The sequence below is a fragment of the Brachybacterium sp. sponge genome, assembly GCF_001613775.1.
GTDB classification, from domain to species: Bacteria; Actinomycetota; Actinomycetes; order Actinomycetales; family Dermabacteraceae; genus Brachybacterium; species Brachybacterium conglomeratum.
Map to the genome: position 1 here is coordinate 150,259 of NZ_LRMP01000003.1, position 23,436 is coordinate 173,694.

Here is a 23,436-nt window from a genome sequence, read left to right on the forward strand (position 1 = left end):
GACCCTGCCCGCGCGCTCAGCGCAGGACGCGGGCGGCCTCCGCGCCGTCGGTGAGGGTCGGGATCGCGATCTCGCCGTCGGGCCCGTCGTCAGCCGCGAGGCCGAGCTCCGCGAGGGAGGCGGCGTGGCGCTCGCGGGCGGCCTCGAGCCGTGCGGGGGCGCGCTTCGGGGCGACGTCCTCGCCGGCCTCGATCAGCGGCACCTGCAGCGGACGCAGCGAGGTGCGGGCCCAGTCGGGGTTGGACGTGCCGGAGATCAGCTCCGCCGTCAGCTCCCGCTCGAACTCCGCGACCTCCGCCTCGCCCGGGAGCACCAGCTCCGCCCGGGCCTGCCCGCCGACGACCATCCGGTACGCGGCCTTGCCCGCCCCGAGGGTCGCCTTGTCCGTCGACCACTTGCCGACCGGGTGCATCTGCCCGTCGGCGCCCTCGCGCTCGACGAGCTTGTACACGAAGCCCGGAGCGGGGTGCCCGCCGCCGGTGACCAGGCGGGTGCCGATCCCGTAGCCGTCCAGCGGCTCGTCCCTGAGCTCCTCGACCCGGTATTCGTCGAGGTCGCCGGTGGCGGTGATGCGCGTGGAGGTCGCGCCGAGCGAGTCCAGCAGCTCCCGCACGCGTCCGGCCTGCGCGGCCAGGTCGCCGGAGTCCAGCCGCACCGCCCCGAGCCCGGGGCCGGCGATCTCCACCGCGGTGCGCACCGCGGACTCCACGTCGTAGGTGTCCACCAGCACGGTGGTGCCGGCGCCCTGGGCGGTGAGCTGGGCGCGGAAGGCGTCCTCCTCGCTGTCGAACAGCAGCGTGAAGGCGTGCGCGGAGGTGCCCGCGGCGGGGATGCGGTAGTGCGCGCCCGCGGCGAGGTTCGAGGTGGAGGCGAAGCCGACCAGGTACGCGGCGCGGGCCGCGGCGATCGCGGCGTCCTCGTGCACGCGCCGCCCGCCCATCTCGATCAGGGGACGGCCCCGCGCGGCGGTGACCATGCGCGAGCCGACGGAGGCGACGCCGCTGTCGTGGTTCAGGATCGAGAGCACGACCGTCTCCAGCATCACCGCGTTCTCGAAGGTCCCCTCGATCCGCAGCACGGGCGAGTTCGGGAAGAACAGCTCGCCCTCCTGGTACCCGAAGACGTCGCCCGTGAACTCGTACTGCGCGAGATGGTCGAGGGTGTCCTCCCGCAGCGCGCCGGTGGAGGCGAGATAGCGCAGGTCCGCGTCGTCGAAGCGGAAGTCCGCGATCGCGTCGAGCACGCGGCCGGTGCCGGCGAGCACGCCGTAGCGGCGCCCGGCGGGCAGGGAGCGGGTGAACACCTCGAAGACGCAGCGGCGGGAGGCGGTCCCCGCATCCCGGGCCGCCTCCAGCATCGTCAGCTCGTAGAGGTCGGTGAGCAGGGCGGAAGTCACGATGTCCACCGTAGTGCGTGGCGGGCGGGCAGGGGAGGCGGCGCGCCCCGTAGACTCGGTGCGCCGCTCACCCGGCGCCCCGGGCAGCGGCGAGACTCAGGAGGGATGTGCATGCCGGTCGATCTGCCGCGGGCGGAACCGCGGACGCGGACCCGCACCGATGCCGCGTCGGAGGAGCGCACGACGCTCGAGACCGAGGGCCCCTGGTGCACCGTGGTCTGGAACGACCCGGTGAACCTCATGAGCTACGTCGTGTTCGTCTTCCGCCGCTACTTCGGGTACTCCCGCGTGGTCGCCGAGCAGCTGATGATGCAGGTCCATGAGGAGGGCCGCGCGATCGTCTCCCGCGGCTCGCGCGAGAAGGCGGAGACCGACGTGCAGGCCATGCACTCCTTCGGACTGCAGTCCACGATCGAGAGGGCGGGGGAGGGCTGATGGCGCATGCGTTCCGACGTCGACCCGACGGCTCCCTCGCCTGCCGCCTCGACGGCGAGGAGAAGGCGATCATCGCCCAGGTCGCCCAGGAGACCGCGGACCTGATTTGCGGGGACCTCGGCATCGACCAGGGCGGGGACGCGCTGCGGCGCGCCGCCGAGAGCGAGGACCCGCTGCGCCGGCTCGAGGCCGAGTTCGCCGGCCGCGAGGCCCGCACCCCCTCGGACTCCGCCGTGCGGCGCCTGTTCCCCGCCGCGTCGGAGGACCCGGCGCTCGCCGAGGAGTACCGACGCCTGGGCCAGCGCGATCTGGCCGACGCGAAGCTCGCCGACCTCCGCCGCGTGATGAGGATCCTCGACGCGGCCGGGGGAGGGCACAGCGAGGTGGTCCTGGACGAGGACGAGGCGATGTCGATGCTGCGCGCCCTGAACGACGTGCGGATCGTGCTCGCCGACCGGCTCGGCCTGCAGCGCGACGGCGACTTCGACACCGTCCGGATGCTCCAGCAGATCGGCGAGCGGGTCGAGGGCGCGGACTCCACCGGCGACGAGGAGCACGTCGGCTCCGACATCGTCATCGCCGTGTACGAGCTGCTGAGCTGGCTCCAGGAGAGCCTGCTGCGAGCCCTGGACTGACGGGTCGTCCGGTCGCGTGGCGGGTGTGGACGAACTGTGAAACGGCACGCAGTGAGCGCGCCGTCACTGCCCTGGACACCTGTCCGCACTAGCCTTGCCGGGATGAACAACGCGCCGATCGGGATCTTCGACTCCGGGGTGGGCGGCCTGACGGTCGCCCGCGCCGTGCTGGATCAGCTGCCGCAGGAGGAGCTGCTCTACATCGGCGACACCGAGCACGGGCCCTACGGCCCCCGCCCGATCGCCGAGGTGCGCTCCCTCGCGCTGGAGATCATGGACCATCTCGTCGAGCACGGCGTGAAGATGCTCGTGATCGCCTGCAACACCGCGTCGGCCGCCGTGCTGCGCGATGCGCGCGAACGCTACGACGTGCCGGTCATCGAGGTGATCCAGCCGGCCGTGCGCCGCGCCGTCGCCGCGACTCGCAACGGGAGGGTCGGAGTGATCGCCACCCAGGGCACCGTCACCTCCCGCGCCTACGAGGACGCCTTCGCCGCGGCCCCGCAGCTCGACCTGATCACCCAGGCCTGCCCCCGCTTCGTCGAGTTCGTCGAGAACGGCGTGGTCAGCGGGCGCGAGGTGCTCGAGGTGGCCGAGGAGTACCTCGCCCCGGTGCGCGAGGCGGGCGTGGACACGCTCGTGCTCGGCTGCACCCACTACCCGATGCTCGCCGGTCCCATCAGCTACCTGATGGGTCCGGACGTCACCCTCGTCTCCTCCGCGGAGGAGACGGCGCTGGACGTGTTCCGCCAGCTGCACGCCGCGGACGCCCTGCGCGAGACCGATCGCTCCCCGCGGCACGTCTTCTCCCAGACCGCCGAGGGCCGCGGCAGCGAGCAGTTCGCGCTGCTCTCGCGCCGCTTCCTCGGCCCCACCCTGGACATGACCGGGTCGCTGCCGGTGGTGAGCGCATGAGGGTCCACGTCATCGGCTGCTCCGGCAGCTTCGCCGGCCCCGAGGGCGCCGCCTCCAGCTACCTCCTCGAGCACGAGGACGAGGCGGGGCGCACCTGGCGGGTGCTGATGGACCTCGGCTCCGGCGCCTTCGGGCCGCTGCAGAGCGTGATCGACCCCGCCGATCTCGACGCGGTGATCATCTCCCACCTCCACCCCGACCACTACCTCGATCTCACCGGTCTCGAGGTGTTCTGGGCCTACCACTCCCGCACGGACCTGGGCCAGCTGTCGATCCACGCCCCGGCCCCGCTGCCGGACCGGCTCTCCGCGGTGCTCAGCCGCGAGGGGAACGTGCCCGACGGCGTGACCTGCTCCCCGTTCGAGCACCACCCGCTCTCCGACGGGCACCGCTTCACGATCGGGCCCTTCTCGATCGAGACCCGCGCCGTGCTGCACCCGGTGGAGGCCTACGGCTTCCGCATCACCGCGGGTGACGCCGTCCTCGCCTACTCCGGCGACACCGACGAGTGCGAGGCGCTGGACGACCTGGCACGCCGCGCGGACCTGTTCCTGTGCGAGGCCGGCTACATCGAGGGCCGCGACGACCGCTTCACCGGCGTGCACCTGACCGGGCGCCGCGCCGGGGAGGCCGCCGCCCGCGCCGGGGTGGGCCATCTCGCGCTCACCCACATCCCGGCCTGGACCGATCCGGCGATCCCGCTCGCGGAGGCGCAGGAGGTCCACTCGGGCCCGATCACGATGGTCCGCCCGGCCGATATCCTCGAGGTGACCGCCTGACCCACCCCTGAGGAGGCAGCTCCCGTGAGCCCCCAGACCGAGACCTTCGTCGGCGACCGCGTCGACGGCCGCACCCCCGACCAGCTGCGGGAGGTGCGCATCACCCGGGGCTGGCAGGACCAGGCCGAGGGCAGCGCGCTGATCGAGTTCGGCCGCACCCGTGTGCTGTGCACCGCGTCCTTCACCGAGGGCGTGCCGCGGTGGAAGAAGGGATCCGGCTCCGGCTGGGTCACCGCCGAGTACGCGATGCTGCCGCGGGCCACGAACACCCGCTCCCCGCGCGAGAGCGTGAAGGGGAAGATCGGCGGGCGCACCCACGAGATCTCCCGCCTCATCGGCCGCTCCCTGCGCGCCGTGATCGACCTCGACGCCCTCGGCGAGAACACCATCCAGCTGGACTGCGACGTGCTCCAGGCCGACGGCGGCACCCGCACGGCCGCGATCACCGGCGCCTACGTGGCGCTGGCCGACGCGGTCTCCTGGGCGAAGCGCCACACCGATCTGCCGGCCGCGTCCGAGGTGCTCACCGACACGGTCAGTGCCATCAGCGTCGGCATCGTCGAGGGACGGCCGCTGCTGGATCTCGAGTACCGCGAGGACGTCACCGCCGACACCGACATGAACGTCGTGGTCACCGGCACCGGCGGCTTCGTCGAGGTGCAGGGCACCGCCGAGGGCACCCCCTTCGACCGCGCCGAGCTCGGCACCCTGCTGGACCTCGCGACCACCGGCTGCGCCCAGCTCGCCGAGATCCAGCGCGACGTCCTGGCCGCGCAGGCATGAGCGCCGCGTCCGATCCCGCGGCTGACGGGGGATCCGGCCCGGCCGACAGTGCCGTGCTCGGCGGTGACGCCCCGTCGGCAGGCGAGGCCGCGCCCGGTGGCGCCGGCCCGTCGGCCGACGGCGCCGCCGCAGGCTCCGTCCCCGCCGGGGCGCGGGTCATCCTTGCCTCCCACAACGCGAAGAAGCTGCGCGAGCTGCAGCGGATCCTCGCCGCGGCCGTGCCCGGCCTCGCTCCCGAGCAGGTGATCTCTTCCGCCGGGATCGCGCTGCCCGATGTGGTCGAGGACGAGGTGAGCTTCGAGGGGAACGCCCTGCTGAAGGCCCGCTCCGCCGCGTCGGCGACCGGGCTGCTCGCCGTCGCCGACGACTCCGGCCTGGCCGTGGACGTGCTCGGCGGCGCCCCGGGGATCTTCTCGGCCCGCTGGTCGGGCCGTCACGGCGACGACGAGGCGAACAACGACCTGCTGCTCGCCCAGCTCTCCGACGTGCCCGACGCGCATCGCGGCGCGCGCTTCGTGTGCGCGGCGGCGCTCGTCGGCCCGGACGGCGTCGAGCACGTCGAGCGCGGCGAGATGACCGGTGTGCTGCTGCGGGAGCGACGGGGCGAGGGCGGCTTCGGCTACGACCCGCTGTTCCTGCCCGACGGGGAGGAGCTCACCTCCGCCGAGCTCACCGCCGAGGCGAAGGACGCGATCTCCCACCGCGGGAAGGCGTTCCGCGCCATCGCACCGCACGTCGCCGGCCTGCTCGGCTGAGCTACCGACCCCCGTCCCCACCCAGCACCGGATGCTGCATCCTGACCGTCGCACCGGTCCGCCGGGTGCCGGTCCCGAGGCGGCACTCGGCGGCGGGTCGACGGCCCGGGGCGGCCGTGCGGGTCCCCGACGGAATCGAGTGGCAGGTTTCGACCGGTATCAATGAGGTGAAGCGGTCGAAACCTTCCACTCGAATTCGTTCGCGCCGCGCCCGTTCGCGGCCGGCCTGCGGCGCGGAGGGGAGCACAGGCGCGCGGGACAGGGCACGGGCGCCGGAGCCCGTCGGGCCAGGGCACGAGCTGAGGGTCACGAGCGCCGGTGACCGTGCAGCGGCGCCTTCAGACGATGCCGCTCAGGCGGCGCCCATGTAGGCGAGCGCCCGGCGCACCAGCAGGTCGCGCCCGCCGTCCATCTCATGGAGCGGGGAGGACTCGCCGAGCAGCTCGTCCACCCCGAACCAGGACAGCTCCAGGGCATCCTCCTGCGGGGCGGTCTCCCCGTCTATCGGGACCACGTAGGCCAGCGAGATCGCGTGCTGGCGAGGGTCGTGGAAGGGGGAGACGCCGGGCGTGGGGAAGTACTCCGCGACCGTGAACGGGACGGGGGAGACGGGGACGCGCGGCATCGCCATCGGCCCGAGGTCCTTCTCGACGTGCCGGGCGATCGCCTCGCGCAGCGTCTCGTGGATCAGCACCCGTCCGGAGACGATCGCGCGCACGATCTGACCGGCGCCGGAGGCGCGCAGCAGCAGCCCCACCTCGGCCACGGCCCCGTCCACGTCGGTGCGCACGGGCACCACGTCGACGTAGGTGATCGGCAGGTGACGGCGCAGGTCGGAGACGCGCTCGGGATCGAACCAGGAGCCCTCGGAGTCCACGGCGGTACGGCTGCTCATGCGTTCCCTCCCGGGATCGGTGCGGTGGTGGCGGCGGCGCCCGTGGCGTCGGCGGTGGTGTGGGGCGCGAGCTGCGCCTTGTCGACGATGAAGCGGGGATTCTGCGCCCGGGTGGGCACCTCGACGGCGTGGTCGACCTGTTCGCCGGCGATCGTCCGCACCCGCCAGGTGGTGCCCTCGAGCTCGATCAGCGACAGCGTCGCGTTCGGGATGGAGGGCAGGGGGCGCTCGATGATGCCCGAGAGCAGGAAGCGGATCAGGGTGCCGTGCGCGACCAGCAGCACCTTCTGACCGGGGTAGCGCGTCTCGAGGTCCTCGAGCGCGTCGTAGCCGCGGTCGGCGACGGCCTGATGGTCCTCGCGGCCCGGGAACGAGCGGCCCGGATAGCGGGCCTCCATCTCCTCGACGGGCTGTCCCTCCGCCTCGCCCCAGTCGATCTCGACCAGACGCGGCTCTGTGCCGCCGAAGGGGATTCCGTGGTCCTCGCCGATGATGCGGCCGGTCTGCTCGGCGCGCTGCAGCGGGGAGGTGATGACAACGTCCCAGTCCACGGCGGGCAGCTGGTCGAAGGCGGCGTGGGCCTGCGCGATCCCGGTGTCGTTCAGCGGGATGTCCGAGGACCCCTGGAAGAGGTTCTGCAGGTTGAAGTCCGTCTGTCCGTGGCGGACGAGCCCGAACAGGGTCATGGGGCGCTCTCCTCGTTCTCGAGCCGTGTGCGGTCGCAGGCCGAGGCTATCGCGTGGGGCTCCGAGGACGTGCACGACGATCCGGGCGGCCCGTTGGTCAGAGGGCGGCGAGCGCCTCCGCGACGGCCTCGTACCCGGCTCCGGTGAGGTGCACGCCGTCGTCGGCGAGCTGCCCGTCGAGAGCGGGGGTGACGTCGACCCAGGTCGCTCCGGCCCTCTCGGCGGCGGCCCCGAGCGCGATGTTCGTCGCGGTGACGTCGCCCCACTCCAGCGGCGGCAGGGAGAGGACGACCAGCTCGGCGCCCGGGGCGGCGTCCTCGACGGCCGCGAGGAGCTCGCCCATGTCCCGCCCGGCGTCGTCCGGCGTCCGCTCGTGCAGGACGTCGTTCGATCCCGCCCAGACGATCACCCGCTCCGCATCGCCGTGGACGGTCTCGGGCACCGTGGCGGTGACCTCGTCGAGGAGCATGCCGCCTTGGCCCCGCACGGCGACCGGGGCATCGAGCACCTCGGACCAGGGCCCGCGTTCGATCTGGGAATCACCGATCAGCACCGTGGCCTCGCCCTCGAGCCCGGCGAACCGCTCGTCGGCGTAGACCTCGTATGCCGGTCGGCGCTCGTCGACGATCCCCAGGTCTTCCGCGATCGGTCGGGCTCCGCATTCGGCGAGGTACCAGCCACCGGCCGCGAGCAGGGCGAGGTTCAGCAGCAGGGAGAGCGCAAGCACCACGGAACGGTTCACGCTCGGATCGTAGCCGCCAGGACATGCCTCCGCCGAGATGCCGGCCACAGCCGGAGAAACGCGTGCGCGAGAAGGGACTCGAACCCTCACGCCCTCGGGCACTGGAACCTAAATCCAGCGCGTCTGCCAATTCCGCCACTCGCGCGCCGGGCCAGCCTAGCGGGCGCGTCGCGGTGCGCCCGAACCGCCTCGTCGACGTGCTCCGGTAGGCTCGGACGGCCGGAGGCGCACGACCGGACCGGTCCCGGCCGGCACAGCGCGCCCCACCCGTCACGGACACCGATCCCCGACCTCTCAGGAGTTCCCCATGAGCGCCCTCGCAGGCAAGACCGCCGTCGTCACCGGATCCTCGCGCGGGGTCGGTGCGGCCACCGCGAAGCTGCTCGCCGCCGAGGGCGCGAACGTCGTCATCAACTACCGCCAGAAGGCGCCCCGGGCGAACAAGGTCGTCGCCGAGATCGAGGCCGCCGGCGGGAAGGCCGTCGCCGTCGGCGCGGACCTCACCACGGCCGAGGGCCTCGAGGCGCTCATGTCCGCCGCGGTCGAGAGCTTCGGCGGGCTCGACCTGCTGGTGCTGAACGCGTCCGGCGGCATGGAGAAGGACCTCGGCGAGGACTACGCCATGCGCCTGAACCGCGACGCGCAGGTCGCCGCGCTCGAGGCCGGCCTCGCACACCTGCCCGCCGGCGGTCGCGTCGTGTTCGTGACCAGCCACCAGGCGCACTTCATCGACGACGTCGAGACCATGCCCGAGTACGAGCAGGTCGCCCGCTCCAAGCGCGCCGGCGAGACCGCCCTGACCGAGCGCCTCCCGGAGATGCGCGACAAGGGCGTCACCTTCGTCGTCGTCTCGGGCGACATGATCGAGGGCACCGTCACCGCGACGCTGCTGGACCGCGCGCGTCCGGGCGCCCTCGAGCAGCGCCGCGAGGCGGCCGGGAAGCTCTACTCGGTCGAGGAGTTCGCGGCCGAGGTCGCGAAGATGGCGACGGCCGACGTGGAGACCGGGCACGTGGAGCTCGTCGGCGGCGCCGACGACTTCCTGGCGCGCACCCAGGGCTGATCGTCCGACCCGTACCCTCGATCACGATACGATCTGCACAGCAGACCCTGATCAACCCGGAGGCAGTGGTGGCAGACAAGAAGAGCCTGGATGACATGCGCGACGAGGCCTATCGGCGTCAGGACAACCTCGCGTCCGACATCGATGAGCTGATCGACCGCGTCAACCCGAAGAACGCCGTGACCCGCTGGAAGAACGAGCTCGTCGGCTCGGTCAAGGGTTTTTCGGCCGCCGGTGACGGGAAGTCCGACTCGACCCTTCCTGTGGTCGTGGGCGGCGTCATCGGCGCGGTCGTGCTCGGCGCGGGCATCGCGGTGCTGGTCGCCCGCTCGCGTCGCGAGCCGACGCGGGGCGAGAAGGTCGCCGCGGCCATGAAAGAGGCGCGACGCAGCACCGAGCGCTCCGCGAAGAAGGCCGCGAAGTCCGTGAAGAAGTCCTCGCTGCCCCGCGCGAAGCAGGCGGAGAAGCAGGCCGCCGAGCTCGGCGCGATCCTGCAGGAGGCCGCGAAGCGGGCCGAGAAGAAGGTCGCCGCCGCCGGCAGCTGACCTCCGGCCGAGAGGCATCCACGGTGCCCTGGACCCCCGAACGGGTCCGGGGCGCCGTCGCGTCCGGGGGCATGAGCACGTGGCCGACGGGCTGGCACACGGCCAGCATGCGGCCGACGAGCCGATACACCGCCGACGGCCCCGCGCCGCCCCGCTGCGGACCGGCCGGTCGGGACTCAGTCCACCCGACCGTCGAGGTAGAGCCACATCCCGTCCTCGCGCACGAAGCGGGAGAGCTCGTGCTGGACAGCACGGCCGTGCGGCCCCTTCGAGATCGCGGTGAACTCCACGGTGCCTGCGTCGTCGAACGGGCCGCCGGCTGTCGTCGAATGGATCTCGAGCCGGAGCCAGCGCACCTCCTCGGCGAGCGAGGCGGCGAGATCCTCCCGTGAGGGGGCGGTGGTGGGGTGCCAGCTGCGCAGCAGGTGCTCGAGGTCCCGCACGGCGAAGGCGGTGTACCGCGAGCGCATCAGAGCCTCGGCGGTCGGGGCACGACGCTCGCGGCGCAGCACGGGCCCGCAGCAGGCTCCGAGCACGTCACCGCTCCCGCAGGGGCAGCGGGCGTCGTCGGGAAGGGGAGCGGGGGAGTCGACCATGGCCCCAGTATCGCGCTCGGACCTGGCAGGATCGCCCCATGACCGATCGCGACCCCGACAGCCCCGCCCGCGGCGCCGACGACGGGCCCGGCGCCGCCGGCCCGGCCGCACTCCCAGACGGCTACCGCCTGGAGCACGCCGCACCGAGGAACGAGGAGTACGTCCGTCTGCGCGAGATCGCGGGGCTCAGCCCCCGCACCCCGGAGCAGGCGGTCGGCGCGCTCGAGAACAGCTGGGCCTGGACCACGATCCGCACCGCCGACGGCGGCCTCGCCGCGATGGGCCGCACCCTCGGCGACGGCACCTGGTACTTCCATCTCGCCGACATCGCCACCGACCCCGACCATCAGCGCGGCGGCCTCGGACGCGCCGTGATGGAGGACCTCATCGACCGGATCGAGCGGGCCGCGCCCCCGCACCCGTACATCACCCTGCTCGCCGATCCGCCGGGACAGCACCTCTACCGCTCCCTCGGCTTCATCGACTCGGACCCCAGCCTCGGCATGCGCCTGCCCCGCTGAGCGCCGCGCAGGTTCCCTATCCTGGGACGATGAAGTCCTTCGAGATCGACGAGAACGACCCCCACACCCCGCTCGAGCGGATGCTCGCGGGGGACTGGTACCGCGCCGACGACCCCGAGATCCAGGCCGCCTTCCGCCACGCGCTGGAGGAGTCCGACCGCTTCTGCCGCGAGTACCCCGCCGACCCCGACGGGGCGCAGGAGATCCTCCGCGGGCTGCTGGGCACCTTCGGGGCGGGCGCGCACGTGCGCGCTCCGCTGCAGGTGGACTACGGCAGCCGTCTCCACATCGGAGAGGGCACTTTCGTGAACTTCGGGCTGACGGCCCTGGACGTCGTGGACATCCGCATCGGCCGCAGCTGCCAGCTCGGCCCGAACATCCAGCTGCTCACCCCGATCCACCCGCTGGAGCCTGGGCCGCGCCGGGACGGCTGGGAGGCGGCGGAGCCGATCAACATCGGCGACAACGTCTGGATCGGCGGGGGAGCGATCATCATGCCGGGCGTGACCATCGGCGAGGACTCCGTGATCGGGGCGGGGTCCGTGGTCACCCGCGACATCCCGGCGCGCAGCCTCGCCGTCGGCAGCCCCGCGAAGGTGATCCGCGAGCTCTGAGCGGTCGGTCCGGTCGGCGTCGGCGAAGGCGCGATCAGGCGCTGGTCGGCGGGAGGATCAGGCGTTGGTCGGCAGCGCGATCGCACTCCTGCCCACGCGCTCCTGCCGACGACCGCGCAGCTCAGCGGCGCGACCAGCCCTTCGTGGACGGGCCCACCGTCGGCCGCCATCCGGTCTCGGACATGAACCGCACCGAGGAGACGCGCAGCGAGCGCCGCTGCACCTCGAGCCGGGTGCCGACGATCGCCTGCGTGATCTCGGGGTAGAACTTCGCCGGCGTTTCGACCCCGGCCTCCATCGCGAGGTCCTTCGCCCAGCGGCCGCGGGTGATCGGCTCACCGCCGACGTTGTAGAAGCCGCTGTCGGCGCGCAGCGCGGCGACGAAGGCGAGGCCCGCATCGCTGTGGTGGAGCAGGGTGATGTAGTTCTCCGGCTTGCCCAGCAGGATCGGGTCGCCCTCGCGGGTGGCCTTCAGCGCATGGGTGGTCTGCGGGTCGCGGCCGAACAGCTGTCCGAGGCGCAGGACCACCGCGCTGCGGCCGGAGGTCGCGAAGTCCACCGCCGCCCGCATCTCCCGCACGCGGGGGCGGAACGCCTGGTTGCGCACGGACAGCGGCTGGTCCTCGGTGATCCAGTCGGTGCCGTTGTCCGGGTAGAGGAAGACGGAGGACTCCTGGATCAGCTTGCGCACCCCGGCCTCGGCGGCGGCCTTCGCGATCGCGACCGAGGCCTCGAGATGGAGGCGGTCGTCCTCGCGCCAGGCGAGCGGGCGCAGGCCAGACATGCCGACCGGGACGTGGGCGAGGGTGTTGATCACGACGTCATGGCCGCGGAAGGCGCGGGCGAGGTCGGTCGCGTCGAAGACGTCGGCGACCACGGCGGCACCGCCGCGGCCCTCGACGATCGGTACACCGGAATCGCGGCGGGTGATGCCTGTGACCTCGTGCCCGGCGGCGACGAGCGCCTCGACGGCCTCCTGACCGAGCACTCCGGTGGCACCGGTGACCGCGATCCTCACACTGACCTCCTCCGCTGAGGGTCCTTCCGGACCCTCGCCGACTCCCTGGGAGGTATGAGTCTAGGGGACCGGCGCTGGTCCCCGCGTCGCCGATGGTCTCTGTGGCTCGGGCGGCACCATCGGTCCGACGGTCTCACCTTTCACCGCATGATCGACCTGGAGCTGTTCCCGTTCCGTGCGGAGGGAGGGCTGTGGGTGGACGGTGCTGGCATCCGAGAGGTCATCGACGCGTGAAGGCGTGCGAAGGTCGCGTGACGCCGCATGGAGCAGGCGCTCTGCCGCTCGCCCTTCCATTCGGTTCACGGCCTGGGCATCGTCCGCCGGTCGGCCTACGGTCGAAGGAGAGCACAAGGCTGAGCCGGCCCGAACGCTCTCGCTGCCGACGTGATGCGCGTTGCGACACTGCTCGCGGACAGTGCCTCTCCCGGACGTCGGCTCGTCACATGTCCGGCGGCCCCACGCCTCCTCGTCTCACGTGCCCACCGCGTGAAGGCCATCGTCCGGAGGCAGGTCGATCACGTCGCAGAGAGCCGACAGAACGGAGAGTTCGACGATGCCGCAGAAACGCCGCCCCTTCGACGCCACATGGCTGCCCTTCGGAATGATCATCGGCTTCGCGCTGTCCATCGGCATCCTGCTGCCCCTCACCGGCAGTGTGGTGATCACCGCCGGAGCAGGCCTCCTGCTCGGTGCCGCCCTCGGCATCGTGCTTGGCCTTCGGCCTTGACGTCGCCCGGTCTCGGGCTCGCAGGGTCGCACGTCCCGGCCGCTGAGGGAGGGCCGACCAGATCAGCCGCGCCTGATCATGACGTGTCCGTGAGGGACCTCCTCGACGGCCTCGGACTGTTCCGGGACACGGAGAAGCCCCACCGGGTGACCGGTGGGGCTTCTTCCTCGGGTGCGCCATCAGGGACTCGAACCCCGGACCCGCTGATTAAGAGTCAGCTGCTCTAACCAACTGAGCTAATGGCGCCGACAGAGAAGAACTTTACCCCCGCGACGCCCGCTGTCCAACTCGAGAGGCCGTTCTGTGAGCGAGGGAACAGCGAGGGGCGTCGAGGAGGGCCAGCGAGCAGGGGCATGGGGGCCGGCGACGCCGCGCTCAGGCGAAGCGCTGCACGGCCACGGGATGGGCCGCGACGAGTTCGCGGATCTCCTCGTCCTCGGGCTCGGCGAGGACCTCGGCCAGCGGTCCGCGGGCGAGGATCCGGCCCCGGCCGAGCACGGCGATCTCGGGGCACAGCCGCTGCAGCAGCTCGATGTCGTGGGAGGCGATGAGCGCGCCGATGCCGAGGCGCTCGATGGTCGCGCCGAGGGAGCGGGCGAGGCGGGCGCGGGTGTTGGGGTCCACGGCGGTCAGCGGCTCGTCCAGGACGAGCAGCTCGGGCCGGGTCGACAGCGCGGTCGCGAGGGCGACGCGCTGGATCTCGCCGCCGGAGAGGGTGCGCATGGTGCGCGGGAGGAACCGCTCCTCGAGCCCGACGCTCTCCAGCATCTCGGCGGGGGAGACGGAGTGGGTGCGGCCGCCCTTGCGGGCCTCCTTCGCGGCGAGCTGGAGGCGGGAGCCGACGGTCTCGCGCGGATCGGTGATCGTCATCGCGTACTGGGAGACGAAGCGGACGGCGGCGCGGAAGCGGCGCTTGTCCTTGCCGCGCAGCCGGGAGACGTCCCGGCCCTCCCACTGGACACGGCCGGAGCTGGGGCGGTGCTCCCCGGCGAGGGTGGCCAGCAGTGTGGTCTTGCCCGCGCCGGAGGCCCCCAGCAGACCCAGCGGCCCCTGCCCGGCGCGCAGCTCGAGGTCCACTCCTTCGAGCACGACCTCGCCGGGGTAGCCGGCGTGCAGGGCGGTGGCGGTGAGAGCGGTGGGTGCAGGCATCGGTGACTTTCTCGCGGAGTGAGCGGCCTCGGTCACTCTAGTCACGGCCCCTGGGCCGCCCCTGCGAGTGCCCGAGGAGCGGTCCGGCCCCGCCGCCGATGTCAGCGGCGGGGCCGGGGCGGGGGAGGGCGCGGTCACGCACGCGGGGAAAGGCAGGGACAGGGCGGGCGACCCTCGACGGCTGGGCCGGACGTCAGCCCACGACGTCCTTCGAGAGGAACGAGCGCATCATCCGGGCGAGCTCCTGGACGGGACCGTCGTCATGGGTCGGACCCTGCATCGCCCGCACCGTCTTCTCGCGGACGGCCAGGTTCAGCACGAGCCCGAGCAGCGCCCTGCCGGCGAAGCCGGGATCGACGCCCCTGCGCAGCATCCCCTGCTCGCCGTAGGCGGTGAAGCACTGCTCGAAGATGTTCTCGTGCACGCGTCGCAGCCGCGCCATGCGGAAGCGTCCCGGGTGATCGCCGCTGACCGCTTCGGCGGCGAGCGTGGCCAGCAGCCGCACGTGCAGGGCCCCCGGGTGCCAGGTCTCCGCGAGCTCCTGCATGAGCGCCTCCGGCTCGACGCTCAGCCGCTCGACGTCCTCGAGGGTCCGCTGCGTGCGGTCCTCGAGGGAGTCGATGACCGTGTGGAGCAGGCTGTCCTTCGAGGGGAAGTGGTGCATGAGCCCCGGATGGGAGATCCCGATGTGGCCGGCGATGTCGCGCAGGCTCGCGCCGTGATAGCCGTGCTCGGCGAACATCTCGGCGGCCCCGGCGAGGATCTCCTCCCGCCTGCTGCGCGGTGCGATGCCCCGACGGGAGCGCTCGGTGAGGATCGTCGGGCTCGACGCGGCGGACGGGAGCCGTCGGGGATCGTCGGATCCAGCGGTCGCCGGGGCACCGGCCCGCTGGTGGAGCTGCAGCGACGGCGAATCCGAGCCGTCGGCCCTCGGGGCGGCGGAGCTGAGCGGGCACGACGGGAGCGTCTCGGGTGCCTTGATGCTCAGTGGCACCGCCTGCTCGGGATCGGCGAGGTCGATCGCCTGACGCAGGGGGAGGAGCCCATCGACGTCGATGTGCTGCATGTCCAGGAGGTCCAGGGTGAGGCGCGGAGCGGGTTCGAGACCCCGGGCCTGGGCCACGACGGGGAGCACGGAGGCGTAGGTCCGGGCGGTGAGGCATCCGGCGATGGAGAGGACGACCTCGTGGAGGTCCAGATCGACATGGACCGTCACGGAGAGGGAGTGGGGCATGAGAGGAGGCCGTTTCGTGCACGCTGGCGGAGAGGCCTCCTGCTAGACCTCACCCGGAGCCTAGCCCACCCGGGGACGAACCGCTCCTACGTCTCGAACGACGTCGTCGGGGGTGCGGAGCTGACGGAGGCGATGAGATCCGTCGCCAGGTCGCGCAGCTTGACGTTGCGGTGGTTCGAGGCCGTCTTCAGGATCTCGACGGCCTCCTCCTGGCTGCACCGGTTGCGGCCCATGAGGATCCCCACCGCGAGGTCGATCTCCGTGCGCGACTCCATCGCCGCGCGCAGGTCCCGGGCCGCATCGGAGTGCAGGGCCTGATGCACCGCGAGCCGCAGCGCGCTCGAGGCCTGCTCGACGTGGAGCATGATCGACTCGATCGTGGCCGGATCGAAGTCGTGCGGCGTGGCCGAGTACACGTTCAGGCCAGCCTTCGCCTCGTCGCCGAGGTGGAAGGGGAGGCCGAGCACGGCTCTGACCCCTTGCTCGAGCGCTGCGGCGGCGTAGGCGGGCCAGCGGTCGTCGTCGCGCAGGTCGCCCGCCCGGATCACGGCGTTCTCGCGGATCGCGGTGATGCACGGCCCGTCGGTGAAGCTGTTCTGCAGCTCGTCGAGCGCGAGGGCCTGAGGGCTCGAGGACGCCGCGGTGGCGGCCTTGCGATCCCTCAGCAGGCTCACCGCGCACCAGCGCTCGGGACCGCCCAGCGAGAGCTGCCGTGCGAGCAGATCGGTGAAGTCCTGGAGGAAACCCTGGATGTCGTCGCTCTCGAGCAGGAGCGTCTGCATCGTGCTCAGGGAGAGGTCGTCCTCGGCGTGATCGAGCATGGCTCCTCCTTCCGGAGGGTGCGGCGGGCCGCGCCGCGGGTGGGTGGGTCAGCGGGCGCCGAGACGCCGTGCCAGCAGGCCCTCGGCGAGCTCCGCACCCTTCGTGCTGTCGCTCTGCGCCTTGCCGAAAAGGTCGGCGAGCTCGGTGTCGCCGACCTCCTCCGCGTCGGTGCGGTAGGTCTCCAGCCGCAGGGCGTTGGAGGGGCACTGCTCCGCGAACCAGATCGGGTCGTCGTTCTCGTCCTTCGTCCCGGTGATCCGTCCACCGCCCTCGGCGTGGTGCATCATCGTCCCTCTCTCCGGTCGTCCGTCGAACGGTCGTGCGGCACCGTCGTCAGGACGGCACCTGCGTGTCCCACCCCATGCCCCGTCGCCATGAGGGTCAACCGGTCACGGCGCCCCTGCAGGCCGGAGGCGTGGACCGATCGGACGGCCCGGCGCGGACCGCGCTGAGTAGGGTCGAGCTCATCGAGTCGCGCCCTGGGACAGGACAGCGGTGCGGAGACGAGCGGTGCGCGGCGACGCGCACGGAGGGCATGAGGAGACGGAGGCGCGGGCATGACCATTCCCCGACGGCCCACGGCGCTGCTGCTCGTCGCGGCGGCGACGGCGCTCCTGGGCGGTTGCCAGGGCGGCTTCCCCGCGGATCCCCAGGGCACCCTCGACCGGGCCCGGGACGGTGTGCTCCGGGTGGGTGTCAGCGAGAACCCGCCCTGGACCGACGTGGCCCACGACGGCACCGTCGGCGGCTCCGAGGTCGAGCTGCTCACCGACTACGCCGAGACGATCGACGCGGAGGTCGAATGGGTGCCGGCGGGGGAGAACACCCTGGCGGCGATGATGGGGGAGGGACGGCTCGACGTGGTCGTCGGCGGGCTCGCCTCCGACGTCCCCTGGACCTCCGAGATCGCCACGACCCGCCCCTACACCACGACGACGGGGCCCGACGGCGCCGAGGTGAAGATCGTCGTCGGGGTGCAGCCGGGGGAGAACGCCCTGATGACCGACATCGAGCGGTTCCTCGCCGAGCGCGGGGGCGAGCTGTGAACGACTCCGAGGGCGAGGGCGGCGAGGAGGCGACGGGGTCGGGGCACGACGCCTTCGGCGAGGAGCAGCGCGAGACGCTGCGCCGGGCTCGACGCCTCGAGTGGATCACGCTCGCCTGGATGTCGGCGACCGTCGCGCTGGTCGCGCTCGTCGCGGGGCAGTCCCAGGCGATGCGGGCCGCCTGGGCGGAGGACATGCTCTCGCTGCTGCCCCCGATCGCCTTCCTCGTCGCGGCGCGCCGGATCCGCAAGAGGCCCGACCGCCTGCACCCCTACGGCTTCCACCGCTCGATCGGGGTCGCCCATCTGGTCGCCGCGATCGCGCTGCTCACGATGGGCGGCTATCTCGCGATCGACTCGGTGATGACCCTGGTGACCGTCGAACGGCCGCCGATCGGGCTCACCGTCCTCTTCGGCCACGCGATCTGGTCCGGCTGGCTGATGGTCGCCGTGATGGTAGTGACCAGCATCGGCCCGGTGATCTTGGGATACAAGAAGCTCGCGCTCTCCGAGACGCTGCACGACAAGGTGCTGTTCGCCGATGCCGACATGAGCAAGGCCGACTGGTCCACCGCGGTCGCCACCATCGCCGGTGTGCTCGGGGTGGGGCTCGGACTCTGGTGGGCGGATGCGACCGCGGCGCTGCTGGTCTCCGTCTCGATCCTCCGCGACGGAGTGAAGAACCTCCGCGGCTCGATCGGCGGGCTCACCGATGCCGAGGCACGGACCTACGACGACTCCGCACCGCATCCGCTGACGCGCCGGATCGAGGAGCGGGCGGAGGAGGAGTTCTGGGTGGGGGAGGCCTCGGCCCGGGTCCGCGACGAGGGGCACGTCTTCCATGCCGAGGTGTTCGTGGTCCCCGCCGCGGGGACCGAGCCGAGCCTCGACCGGATCGCCGCGCTGCGCGATCGGATCGAGGAGCTCGACTGGAAGGTGCACGACGTCGTCATCGCCCCCGTTCCCGAGCTGCCGCCTGCGCAGACCTTTCGGTCGACACTGCGGACGGGGCCGACGGCGCCCCCTAGCGTGGAATGAGAACCCCGAGATCACCACCGGAAGGCGGGACCATGAGAGCAGTGACCTGGCAGGGCAATGAGCACGTGAGCGTCGAGACCGTGCCCGACCCGATCCTCCAGCAGCCCACCGACGCGATCGTCCGCATCACCTCCACCGCGATCTGCGGCTCCGACCTCCACCTGTACTCGGTGCTCGGACCGTTCATGACACCCGGCGACATCATCGGCCACGAGCCGATGGGAATCGTCGAGGAGGTCGGCTCCGAGGTGACCGGGGTGCGCCCCGGGGACCGGGTCGTGGTCCCCTTCACGATCTCCTGCGGGCACTGCGCCATGTGCGGGCAGGGGCTCCCCTCCCAGTGCGAGACCACCCAGGTGACCGAGCGCGGCACGGGAGCCGCGCTGCTGGGCTACTCGAAGCTCTACGGCCAGGTCCCCGGCGGTCAGGCCGAGCACCTCCGGGTGCCGCACGCCGACTACGGTCTGATGAAGGTCGGCACCGAGCTGCCCGACGACAACTACCTCTTCCTCAGCGACATCCTCCCCACCGCGTGGCAGGCCGTGCAGTACGCCGGTGTTCCGGCGCACCGCACCCTCGCGGTGATCGGCCTGGGACCTGTCGGCCAGCTGTCGGCCCGGATCGGGCGTCACCTGGGGGCCCGCGTGTTCGGCATCGATCCCGTCCCCGAGCGCCGGGCCATGGCCGAGCGTCACGGCATCGAGGTGCTGGACCTGAACGAGGACGCCGTGGGCGAGATCCGCGAGCGCACCCAGGGACGAGGGCCCGACGCCGTCGTCGACGCCGTGGGCATGGAGGCCGAGGGCAGTCCGGTCGCCGGTCTCGCCCAGACCCTCGCCGGCAAGCTTCCCGACGCGGTCGCGCAGCCGCTCATGGAGCGCGCCGGGGTGGACCGGCTCGCTGCCCTGCACACCGCCATCGACCTCGTGCGCCGCGGAGGGACCGTTTCCCTCTCGGGCGTCTACGGCGGCGCGGCCAGCCCCATGCCGCTGCTGACGATGTTCGACAAGCAGCTCCAGCTGCGCATGGGCCAGTGCAACGTGCGGGTCTGGACCGACACGCTGCTGCCGCTGGTCGAGGACCCCGAGGATCCCCTGGGCGTCGGCGACCTGGTCACCCACCGGCTTCCTCTGGAGGAGGCGGCCGTGGGCTACGACCTCTTCCAGCGCAAGCACGACGGCTGCATCAAGGTCGTCCTCGACCCGACGATCGCCTCCGCCCCGACGACGACCCCCTGAACCGCTCCCGGCGCACCGCCGCGGAGACCCGCCACCTCTACCGAGGAGAACCCATGGCCGACCAGCTCACCTTCACGAATCCCGTCACGCGCTTCCCCGACATCACCCCGCCGAAGCAGGACCAGCCCGAGCCCGGACTGGATGCCGAGCTCATCCCCGGCACCGACCGGGGCGAGGAGTCCTATCGCGGCACCGGCCGCCTCGAGGGCCGTCGCGCGCTGATCACCGGCGCCGACTCCGGCATCGGCGCAGCGGTCGCGATCGCCTTCGCCCGGGAGGGTGCCGACGTCGCCCTGAACTACCTCCCCCAGGAGGAGCGGGACGCGCAGCGCATCGCCGAGGTGATCCGGGAGACCGGCCGCACAGCCGTGCTGCTGCCCGGCGATCTCGCCGATCCCGAGTTCTGCCCCCGGCTCGTCGAGGACGCGGTGGAAGGGCTCGGCGGTCTGGACGCCCTCGTGAACAACGCGGGTCGTCAGATCGCGGTCGAGTCCCTCGAGGAGATCGACGACCAGCAGTGGGAGGACACGTATGCGGTCAACATCCACGCGATGTTCCGCATCACCAAGGCGGCGCTGAAGCACCTCCCCGCCGGCTCCACGATCGTGAACACGACCTCGGTCCAGGCCTATGAACCCTCGCCCACGCTCGTGGACTACGCCTCCACCAAGGCGGCGATCAACAACTTCACCAAGGGGCTCGCCCAGCAGCTCGCTCCGCGCGGCATCCGCGTCAACGCGGTCGCGCCGGGCCCGATCTGGACCCCGCTCCAGGTCTCCGACGGACAGCCCAAGGAGGCGCTGCCGGAGTTCGGCAAGAGCACGCCGCTGGGCCGCGCCGGCCAGCCCACCGAGCTCGCGCCGGCCTACGTCTTCCTCACCTCCTCCGAGTCCAGCTACGTGCTCGGGGAGACCCTCGCCGTGACGGGAGGGAGCCCGACCCCGTGAGCGCGGACCGCACGACGCGCACCGCGGAACAGGGACCGTCCTGTCAGGAGCGCACGAGCCGGGCGATCGCGGCAGAGGCCTCCTTGAGCTTCTCCTCGCCCTCGGGGCCGCCGGAGCGGGCCGCGTCCAGGACGCAGTGCTGCATGTGGTCGTCCAGCAGGCCCATCGCCACGCCGTCCAGCGCGCTCTTCAGCGCGGAGATCTGCGTGAGGATGTCGATGCAGTACTTCTCCTCGTCGACCATCCGGTGCAGGCCCCGGGCCTGGCCCTCGATCCGCTTCAGGCGCGCGAGATAGCGGGACTTGTCGGAGATGTAGCCATGATGGTGCTCGTGGCCCTCGGCGGCACCGGCCTCCGCGGCGCCCGTCACGGGAGCCTCCGCCTCGGCGTTGCCGTCGACGGCGGCGGCCGTGGGATCGATGGTGGTCATGGGGTCCTCCTGGGGCGGGCGGTCGGGGAGAGCGGAGCGGGCGGTCAGGCCGCGGCCTTCTGACGGTTCTCGGGCGTGGCGGAGGCCGACGCCTGCGGGGCATCCAGCGCACGGCTGCGGAAGGACCGCAGGCGCAGGCTGTTGCCGACCACGAACACGCTGGAGAACGCCATCGCGGCTCCGGCGAGCATCGGGTTCAGCAGGCCCAGCGCCGCCAGCGGGATGGCCGCGACGTTGTACGCGAAGGCCCAGAACAGGTTGCCCTTGATGGTGGAGAGGGTACGACGGGACAGGCGGATCGCGTCGGCTGCGGAGCGCAGGTCGCCGCGCACCAGGGTGATGTCCCCGGCCTCGATCGCGACGTCGGTGCCGGTGCCCATCGCGAGGCCGAGGTCGGCCTGGGCGAGCGCCGGGGCGTCGTTCACGCCGTCGCCGACCATCGCGACGGTCCTGCCCTGCTCCTGGAGCCGGGTGACCTCGGCGATCTTGTCCTCGGGCATGACCTCGGCGATGACCTCGTCGATCCCGACCTCGGCCGCGATGTGCTCGGCGACGGCGCGGTTGTCGCCGGTGAGCAGCACGGGGGTGAGGCCGAGGCTCTTCAGCTGGGTGATGGCCTCGGCACTGGTGGGCTTGACGGTGTCGGCGACGACGAGCACGCCGCGCGCCTCGCCGCCCCAGAGCACGACCACGGCGGTCTCGCCGCGTGCCTCCGCGGACGCCTTCGCGGTGGCGAGCTCGGCGGGCATCGCGGCGCCGTCCAGCAGGTTCTCCCGGCCGACGAGGACCTCGACGCCCTCGACGGTGCCGCGCACCCCGCGACCGGCGAGGTTCTCGAAGTCGGTCACCTCGGGCAGGGTGCCGTCGGCCCCCGCCGCCACCTGGGCGGCGGCGCCCTGCGCGATGGCCTGGGCGATCGGGTGCTCGGAGGCGTTCTCGACGGCGCCGGCGCGGCGCAGCAGCTCGGCCGGGTCGGTGTCGGGGGCGGCGACCGCCTCGGTGAGGGTCATCCTCCCGGTGGTGACGGTGCCGGTCTTGTCCAGCAGCACGGTGTCGACGCGGCGGGTGGACTCGAGCACCTCGGGACCCTTGAGCAGGATGCCCATCTGGGCGCCGCGGCCGGTGCCGACCAGCAGGGCGGTGGGGGTGGCGAGGCCGAGCGCGCAGGGGCAGGCGATGATCAGCACCGCGACGGCCGCGGTGAAGGCGGCCTCGGCGCCGTTCCCGGTCAGCAGCCAGGCGGCGAGCACGACGATCGCGATGACGAAGACGATCGGCACGAAGATGCCCGAGACCCTGTCAGCGAGGCGCTGGATCTCGGCCTTGCCGGACTGGGCGTCCTCCACCATCTGCGCCATGCGGGCGAGCTGGGTGTCGGCGCCGACACGGGTCGCGCGGACCACGAGGCGGCCGCCGGCGTTGACGGTCGCGCCGGTGACGGCGTCGCCCTCGCCCACCTCGACGGGCACGGACTCGCCGGTGAGCATCGAGGCGTCCACGGCGGAGCTGCCCTGCTCGACGACGCCGTCGGTGGCGATCTTCTCGCCGGGCCGGACCACGAAGAGGTCGCCCTCGGCGAGCTCGCCGACGGGCACGCGCACCTCGGCGCCGCCCTTCAGCACGGCGACGTCCTTCGCGCCCATGTCCAGCAGGGCGCGCAGCGCGGCGCCGGCCTGGCGCTTCGAGCGCTTCTCGAGATAGCGGCCCAGCAGGATGAACATGGTCACGCCCGCCGCAACCTCTAGGTAGATGTTCGCCGCGCCGTCGGTCCGGCCGATCGTCAGCGAGAACTCATGGGTCATCCCCGGCATCCCCGCAGTGCCGAGGAACAGTGCGTACAGCGACCAGAGATAGGCGGCGCTCACGCCGACGGAGATGAGCGTGTCCATGGTCGCGGCGCCGTGGCGGAGGTTGATCGCGGCGGCGCGGTGGAAGGGCCAGGCCGCCCACACCACGACGGGGGAGGTGAGCGTCAGGACGAGCCACTGCCAGTTCGTGAACTGCAGCGCCGGCACCATCGACAGCACGATCACCGGGATCGTGAGGAGCGCGGCGCCGATCAGGCGCTGGCGCAGGGAGCGCAGCTCGGGATCCTCCGACTCCCCCTCGTCCTCCGACCCGGAGCGCTCCGTCGGCGGGGCGGGGAGGGCAGCGGTGTAGCCGGCCTGCTCGACCGTGGTCACGAGCTGCTGCGGGTCGTAGCCCTCCGGCACCATGACCCGCGCCTTCTCGGTCGCGTAGTTCACCGATGCGCTGATGCCGTCGAGCTTGTTGAGCTTGCGCTCGATGCGGTTCGCGCAGGAGGCGCAGGTCATGCCGCCGATCTCGAGCTCGATGCCGACGTCGAGCGGCTGCGGGGCCTCTCTGGTGCTCATCCTGGGGCTTCTTCCTCGCGGGCTGCGACCGCGTCGTGGGAGGGGCTGGGGCG

Annotated in this window: 27 protein-coding genes and 2 tRNA genes; 15 read left to right on the plus strand and 14 right to left on the minus strand. The window is 72.4% G+C overall.

What is annotated here, in order from left to right; all coding sequences use genetic code 11:
• Positions 1 to 16 precede the first annotated feature (16 nt).
• On the minus strand, positions 17 to 1,396 hold the full coding sequence (locus A4A78_RS13480) for a nicotinate phosphoribosyltransferase (RefSeq protein ID WP_082835340.1): 1,380 nt from the start codon (positions 1,394 to 1,396) through the stop codon (positions 17 to 19).
• A 111-nt stretch (positions 1,397 to 1,507) separates the two neighbouring features.
• On the opposite strand from A4A78_RS13480, the gene clpS reads away from it, so the two are divergent.
• The 6 genes from clpS to rdgB all read left to right on the plus strand — a co-directional run bounded on the left by clpS (position 1,508) and on the right by rdgB (position 5,698).
• The gene (clpS, locus tag A4A78_RS13485) at positions 1,508 to 1,831 is read left to right on the plus strand and encodes an ATP-dependent Clp protease adapter ClpS (RefSeq protein ID WP_062950161.1); all 324 of its coding nucleotides are present in this window, start codon (positions 1,508 to 1,510) and stop codon (positions 1,829 to 1,831) included.
• Positions 1,831 to 2,466 (plus strand): DUF2017 domain-containing protein, encoded by a 636-nt coding sequence (locus A4A78_RS13490; protein WP_062950166.1) that lies wholly within the window; start codon positions 1,831 to 1,833, stop codon positions 2,464 to 2,466. The genes clpS and A4A78_RS13490 overlap by 1 nt, the downstream gene beginning before the upstream one ends.
• Before the next feature lie 102 nt (positions 2,467 to 2,568).
• Positions 2,569 to 3,381 (plus strand): glutamate racemase, encoded by an 813-nt coding sequence (gene murI, locus A4A78_RS13495; RefSeq protein ID WP_010549739.1) that lies wholly within the window; start codon positions 2,569 to 2,571, stop codon positions 3,379 to 3,381.
• Positions 3,378 to 4,160: an MBL fold metallo-hydrolase gene (locus A4A78_RS13500; protein WP_062950168.1), complete on the plus strand. Its 783-nt coding sequence runs from the start codon at positions 3,378 to 3,380 to the stop codon at positions 4,158 to 4,160. Before murI ends, A4A78_RS13500 begins: the two co-directional genes overlap by 4 nt.
• Before the next feature lie 24 nt (positions 4,161 to 4,184).
• Positions 4,185 to 4,943 (plus strand): ribonuclease PH, encoded by a 759-nt coding sequence (gene rph / locus A4A78_RS13505; RefSeq protein ID WP_062950170.1) that lies wholly within the window; start codon positions 4,185 to 4,187, stop codon positions 4,941 to 4,943.
• Between the two features lie 158 nt (positions 4,944 to 5,101).
• The gene (gene rdgB / locus A4A78_RS13510; RefSeq protein WP_062950506.1) at positions 5,102 to 5,698 is read left to right on the plus strand and encodes an RdgB/HAM1 family non-canonical purine NTP pyrophosphatase; all 597 of its coding nucleotides are present in this window, start codon (positions 5,102 to 5,104) and stop codon (positions 5,696 to 5,698) included.
• 352 nt (positions 5,699 to 6,050) lie between these two features.
• Here the strand turns inward: rdgB and A4A78_RS13515 are convergent, their stop codons facing one another.
• The 4 genes from A4A78_RS13515 to A4A78_RS13530 form a co-directional block, all read right to left on the minus strand.
• Positions 6,051 to 6,593 carry a DUF4916 domain-containing protein gene (locus tag A4A78_RS13515; protein ID WP_062950175.1) on the minus strand — a complete coding sequence of 181 codons (543 nt, stop codon included), beginning with the start codon at positions 6,591 to 6,593 and terminating at the stop codon, positions 6,051 to 6,053.
• The gene (locus A4A78_RS13520) at positions 6,590 to 7,279 is read right to left on the minus strand and encodes a histidine phosphatase family protein (protein ID WP_062950177.1); all 690 of its coding nucleotides are present in this window, start codon (positions 7,277 to 7,279) and stop codon (positions 6,590 to 6,592) included. The genes A4A78_RS13515 and A4A78_RS13520 overlap by 4 nt, the downstream gene beginning before the upstream one ends.
• Positions 7,280 to 7,376: 97 nt before the next feature.
• Complete coding sequence (locus A4A78_RS13525) at positions 7,377 to 8,021, minus strand: GDSL-type esterase/lipase family protein (RefSeq protein WP_062950178.1); 645 nt, start codon at positions 8,019 to 8,021, stop codon at positions 7,377 to 7,379.
• Positions 8,022 to 8,084: 63 nt separating this feature from the next.
• Positions 8,085 to 8,166, minus strand: a tRNA-Leu gene (locus A4A78_RS13530).
• 162 nt (positions 8,167 to 8,328) lie between these two features.
• Between A4A78_RS13530 and A4A78_RS13535 the strand changes: the two genes are divergently transcribed.
• Together A4A78_RS13535 and A4A78_RS13540 are read left to right on the plus strand one after the other, a co-directional pair.
• Entirely contained in the window at positions 8,329 to 9,084 is a 756-nt protein-coding gene (locus A4A78_RS13535; protein WP_062950179.1) for an SDR family oxidoreductase, read from the plus strand.
• A 68-nt stretch (positions 9,085 to 9,152) separates the two neighbouring features.
• A complete protein-coding gene (locus A4A78_RS13540) occupies positions 9,153 to 9,629 on the plus strand; it encodes a hypothetical protein (RefSeq protein WP_062950181.1) in 477 nt (158 codons plus the stop codon).
• 176 nt (positions 9,630 to 9,805) lie between these two features.
• On the opposite strand, the gene A4A78_RS13545 is transcribed toward A4A78_RS13540, so the two are convergent.
• On the minus strand, positions 9,806 to 10,225 hold the full coding sequence (locus tag A4A78_RS13545; protein WP_062950183.1) for a YchJ family protein: 420 nt from the start codon (positions 10,223 to 10,225) through the stop codon (positions 9,806 to 9,808).
• A 38-nt stretch (positions 10,226 to 10,263) separates the two neighbouring features.
• Between A4A78_RS13545 and A4A78_RS13550 the strand changes: the two genes are divergently transcribed.
• Together A4A78_RS13550 and A4A78_RS13555 are read left to right on the plus strand one after the other, a co-directional pair.
• Positions 10,264 to 10,746, plus strand: a complete 483-nt coding sequence (locus tag A4A78_RS13550; RefSeq protein ID WP_082835341.1) for a GNAT family N-acetyltransferase — start codon at positions 10,264 to 10,266, stop codon at positions 10,744 to 10,746.
• 29 nt (positions 10,747 to 10,775) lie between these two features.
• Positions 10,776 to 11,360 (plus strand): sugar O-acetyltransferase, encoded by a 585-nt coding sequence (locus A4A78_RS13555; protein ID WP_062950185.1) that lies wholly within the window; start codon positions 10,776 to 10,778, stop codon positions 11,358 to 11,360.
• Between the two features lie 121 nt (positions 11,361 to 11,481).
• Here the strand turns inward: A4A78_RS13555 and A4A78_RS13560 are convergent, their stop codons facing one another.
• On the minus strand, positions 11,482 to 12,378 hold the full coding sequence (locus A4A78_RS13560) for an NAD(P)-dependent oxidoreductase (RefSeq protein ID WP_062950187.1): 897 nt from the start codon (positions 12,376 to 12,378) through the stop codon (positions 11,482 to 11,484).
• 553 nt (positions 12,379 to 12,931) lie between these two features.
• Between A4A78_RS13560 and A4A78_RS17840 the strand changes: the two genes are divergently transcribed.
• Entirely contained in the window at positions 12,932 to 13,105 is a 174-nt protein-coding gene (locus tag A4A78_RS17840) for a hypothetical protein (RefSeq protein ID WP_156488631.1), read from the plus strand.
• A 172-nt stretch (positions 13,106 to 13,277) separates the two neighbouring features.
• On the opposite strand, the gene A4A78_RS13565 is transcribed toward A4A78_RS17840, so the two are convergent.
• The 5 genes from A4A78_RS13565 to A4A78_RS13585 form a co-directional block, all read right to left on the minus strand.
• Positions 13,278 to 13,351, minus strand: a tRNA-Lys gene (locus A4A78_RS13565).
• A gap of 129 nt (positions 13,352 to 13,480) precedes the next feature.
• The gene (locus tag A4A78_RS13570) at positions 13,481 to 14,254 is read right to left on the minus strand and encodes an ABC transporter ATP-binding protein (RefSeq protein ID WP_062950189.1); all 774 of its coding nucleotides are present in this window, start codon (positions 14,252 to 14,254) and stop codon (positions 13,481 to 13,483) included.
• Between the two features lie 193 nt (positions 14,255 to 14,447).
• Positions 14,448 to 15,488 (minus strand): TetR/AcrR family transcriptional regulator, encoded by a 1,041-nt coding sequence (locus A4A78_RS13575; RefSeq protein WP_062950190.1) that lies wholly within the window; start codon positions 15,486 to 15,488, stop codon positions 14,448 to 14,450.
• Positions 15,489 to 15,574: 86 nt separating this feature from the next.
• The gene (locus tag A4A78_RS13580; RefSeq protein WP_062950191.1) at positions 15,575 to 16,309 is read right to left on the minus strand and encodes a GAF and ANTAR domain-containing protein; all 735 of its coding nucleotides are present in this window, start codon (positions 16,307 to 16,309) and stop codon (positions 15,575 to 15,577) included.
• A 48-nt stretch (positions 16,310 to 16,357) separates the two neighbouring features.
• Positions 16,358 to 16,597: a hypothetical protein gene (locus tag A4A78_RS13585; RefSeq protein WP_062950193.1), complete on the minus strand. Its 240-nt coding sequence runs from the start codon at positions 16,595 to 16,597 to the stop codon at positions 16,358 to 16,360.
• A gap of 270 nt (positions 16,598 to 16,867) precedes the next feature.
• Here A4A78_RS13585 and A4A78_RS13590 point away from each other — a divergent pair, with 270 nt between their 5' ends.
• Genes A4A78_RS13590 through A4A78_RS13605 form a run of 4 tightly spaced genes read left to right on the plus strand, consistent with a single transcriptional unit; the run spans position 16,868 to position 20,578 of the window.
• Positions 16,868 to 17,356: a transporter substrate-binding domain-containing protein gene (locus tag A4A78_RS13590; protein ID WP_062950195.1), complete on the plus strand. Its 489-nt coding sequence runs from the start codon at positions 16,868 to 16,870 to the stop codon at positions 17,354 to 17,356.
• Positions 17,353 to 18,393, plus strand: coding sequence for a cation diffusion facilitator family transporter (locus A4A78_RS13595; protein ID WP_062950197.1), 1,041 nt, complete (start codon positions 17,353 to 17,355; stop codon positions 18,391 to 18,393). Before A4A78_RS13590 ends, A4A78_RS13595 begins: the two co-directional genes overlap by 4 nt.
• A 32-nt stretch (positions 18,394 to 18,425) precedes the next feature.
• On the plus strand, positions 18,426 to 19,631 hold the full coding sequence (locus tag A4A78_RS13600) for a zinc-dependent alcohol dehydrogenase (RefSeq protein ID WP_062950200.1): 1,206 nt from the start codon (positions 18,426 to 18,428) through the stop codon (positions 19,629 to 19,631).
• Positions 19,632 to 19,684: 53 nt separating this feature from the next.
• Positions 19,685 to 20,578: an SDR family oxidoreductase gene (locus A4A78_RS13605; protein WP_062950202.1), complete on the plus strand. Its 894-nt coding sequence runs from the start codon at positions 19,685 to 19,687 to the stop codon at positions 20,576 to 20,578.
• 43 nt (positions 20,579 to 20,621) lie between these two features.
• On the opposite strand, the gene A4A78_RS13610 is transcribed toward A4A78_RS13605, so the two are convergent.
• Together A4A78_RS13610 and A4A78_RS13615 are read right to left on the minus strand one after the other, a co-directional pair.
• The gene (locus A4A78_RS13610) at positions 20,622 to 21,008 is read right to left on the minus strand and encodes a metal-sensitive transcriptional regulator (protein WP_231881053.1); all 387 of its coding nucleotides are present in this window, start codon (positions 21,006 to 21,008) and stop codon (positions 20,622 to 20,624) included.
• Positions 21,009 to 21,052: 44 nt separating this feature from the next.
• On the minus strand, positions 21,053 to 23,383 hold the full coding sequence (locus A4A78_RS13615; protein ID WP_062950204.1) for a cation-translocating P-type ATPase: 2,331 nt from the start codon (positions 23,381 to 23,383) through the stop codon (positions 21,053 to 21,055).
• Positions 23,384 to 23,436: the final 53 nt, after the last annotated feature.

Coding starts and splice junctions, on each gene's coding strand:
- A4A78_RS13615 (WP_062950204.1), bottom strand. CDS start 23,383: ATGAGCACCAGAGAGGCCCCGCAGCCGCTCGACGTCGGCATCGAGCTC.
- A4A78_RS13575 (WP_062950190.1), bottom strand. CDS start 15,488: ATGCCCCACTCCCTCTCCGTGACGGTCCATGTCGATCTGGACCTCCAC.
- A4A78_RS13605 (WP_062950202.1), top strand. CDS start 19,685: ATGGCCGACCAGCTCACCTTCACGAATCCCGTCACGCGCTTCCCCGAC.
- A4A78_RS13590 (WP_062950195.1), top strand. CDS start 16,868: ATGACCATTCCCCGACGGCCCACGGCGCTGCTGCTCGTCGCGGCGGCG.
- A4A78_RS13490 (WP_062950166.1), top strand. CDS start 1,831: ATGGCGCATGCGTTCCGACGTCGACCCGACGGCTCCCTCGCCTGCCGC.
- A4A78_RS13610 (WP_231881053.1), bottom strand. CDS start 21,008: ATGACCACCATCGATCCCACGGCCGCCGCCGTCGACGGCAACGCCGAG.
- A4A78_RS13545 (WP_062950183.1), bottom strand. CDS start 10,225: ATGGTCGACTCCCCCGCTCCCCTTCCCGACGACGCCCGCTGCCCCTGC.
- A4A78_RS13500 (WP_062950168.1), top strand. CDS start 3,378: ATGAGGGTCCACGTCATCGGCTGCTCCGGCAGCTTCGCCGGCCCCGAG.
- A4A78_RS13570 (WP_062950189.1), bottom strand. CDS start 14,254: ATGCCTGCACCCACCGCTCTCACCGCCACCGCCCTGCACGCCGGCTAC.
- A4A78_RS13600 (WP_062950200.1), top strand. CDS start 18,426: ATGAGAGCAGTGACCTGGCAGGGCAATGAGCACGTGAGCGTCGAGACC.
- A4A78_RS13535 (WP_062950179.1), top strand. CDS start 8,329: ATGAGCGCCCTCGCAGGCAAGACCGCCGTCGTCACCGGATCCTCGCGC.
- A4A78_RS13515 (WP_062950175.1), bottom strand. CDS start 6,593: ATGAGCAGCCGTACCGCCGTGGACTCCGAGGGCTCCTGGTTCGATCCC.
- A4A78_RS13520 (WP_062950177.1), bottom strand. CDS start 7,279: ATGACCCTGTTCGGGCTCGTCCGCCACGGACAGACGGACTTCAACCTG.
- A4A78_RS13555 (WP_062950185.1), top strand. CDS start 10,776: ATGAAGTCCTTCGAGATCGACGAGAACGACCCCCACACCCCGCTCGAG.
- A4A78_RS13585 (WP_062950193.1), bottom strand. CDS start 16,597: ATGATGCACCACGCCGAGGGCGGTGGACGGATCACCGGGACGAAGGAC.
- murI (WP_010549739.1), top strand. CDS start 2,569: ATGAACAACGCGCCGATCGGGATCTTCGACTCCGGGGTGGGCGGCCTG.
- clpS (WP_062950161.1), top strand. CDS start 1,508: ATGCCGGTCGATCTGCCGCGGGCGGAACCGCGGACGCGGACCCGCACC.
- A4A78_RS13550 (WP_082835341.1), top strand. CDS start 10,264: ATGACCGATCGCGACCCCGACAGCCCCGCCCGCGGCGCCGACGACGGG.
- A4A78_RS13580 (WP_062950191.1), bottom strand. CDS start 16,309: ATGCTCGATCACGCCGAGGACGACCTCTCCCTGAGCACGATGCAGACG.
- A4A78_RS17840 (WP_156488631.1), top strand. CDS start 12,932: ATGCCGCAGAAACGCCGCCCCTTCGACGCCACATGGCTGCCCTTCGGA.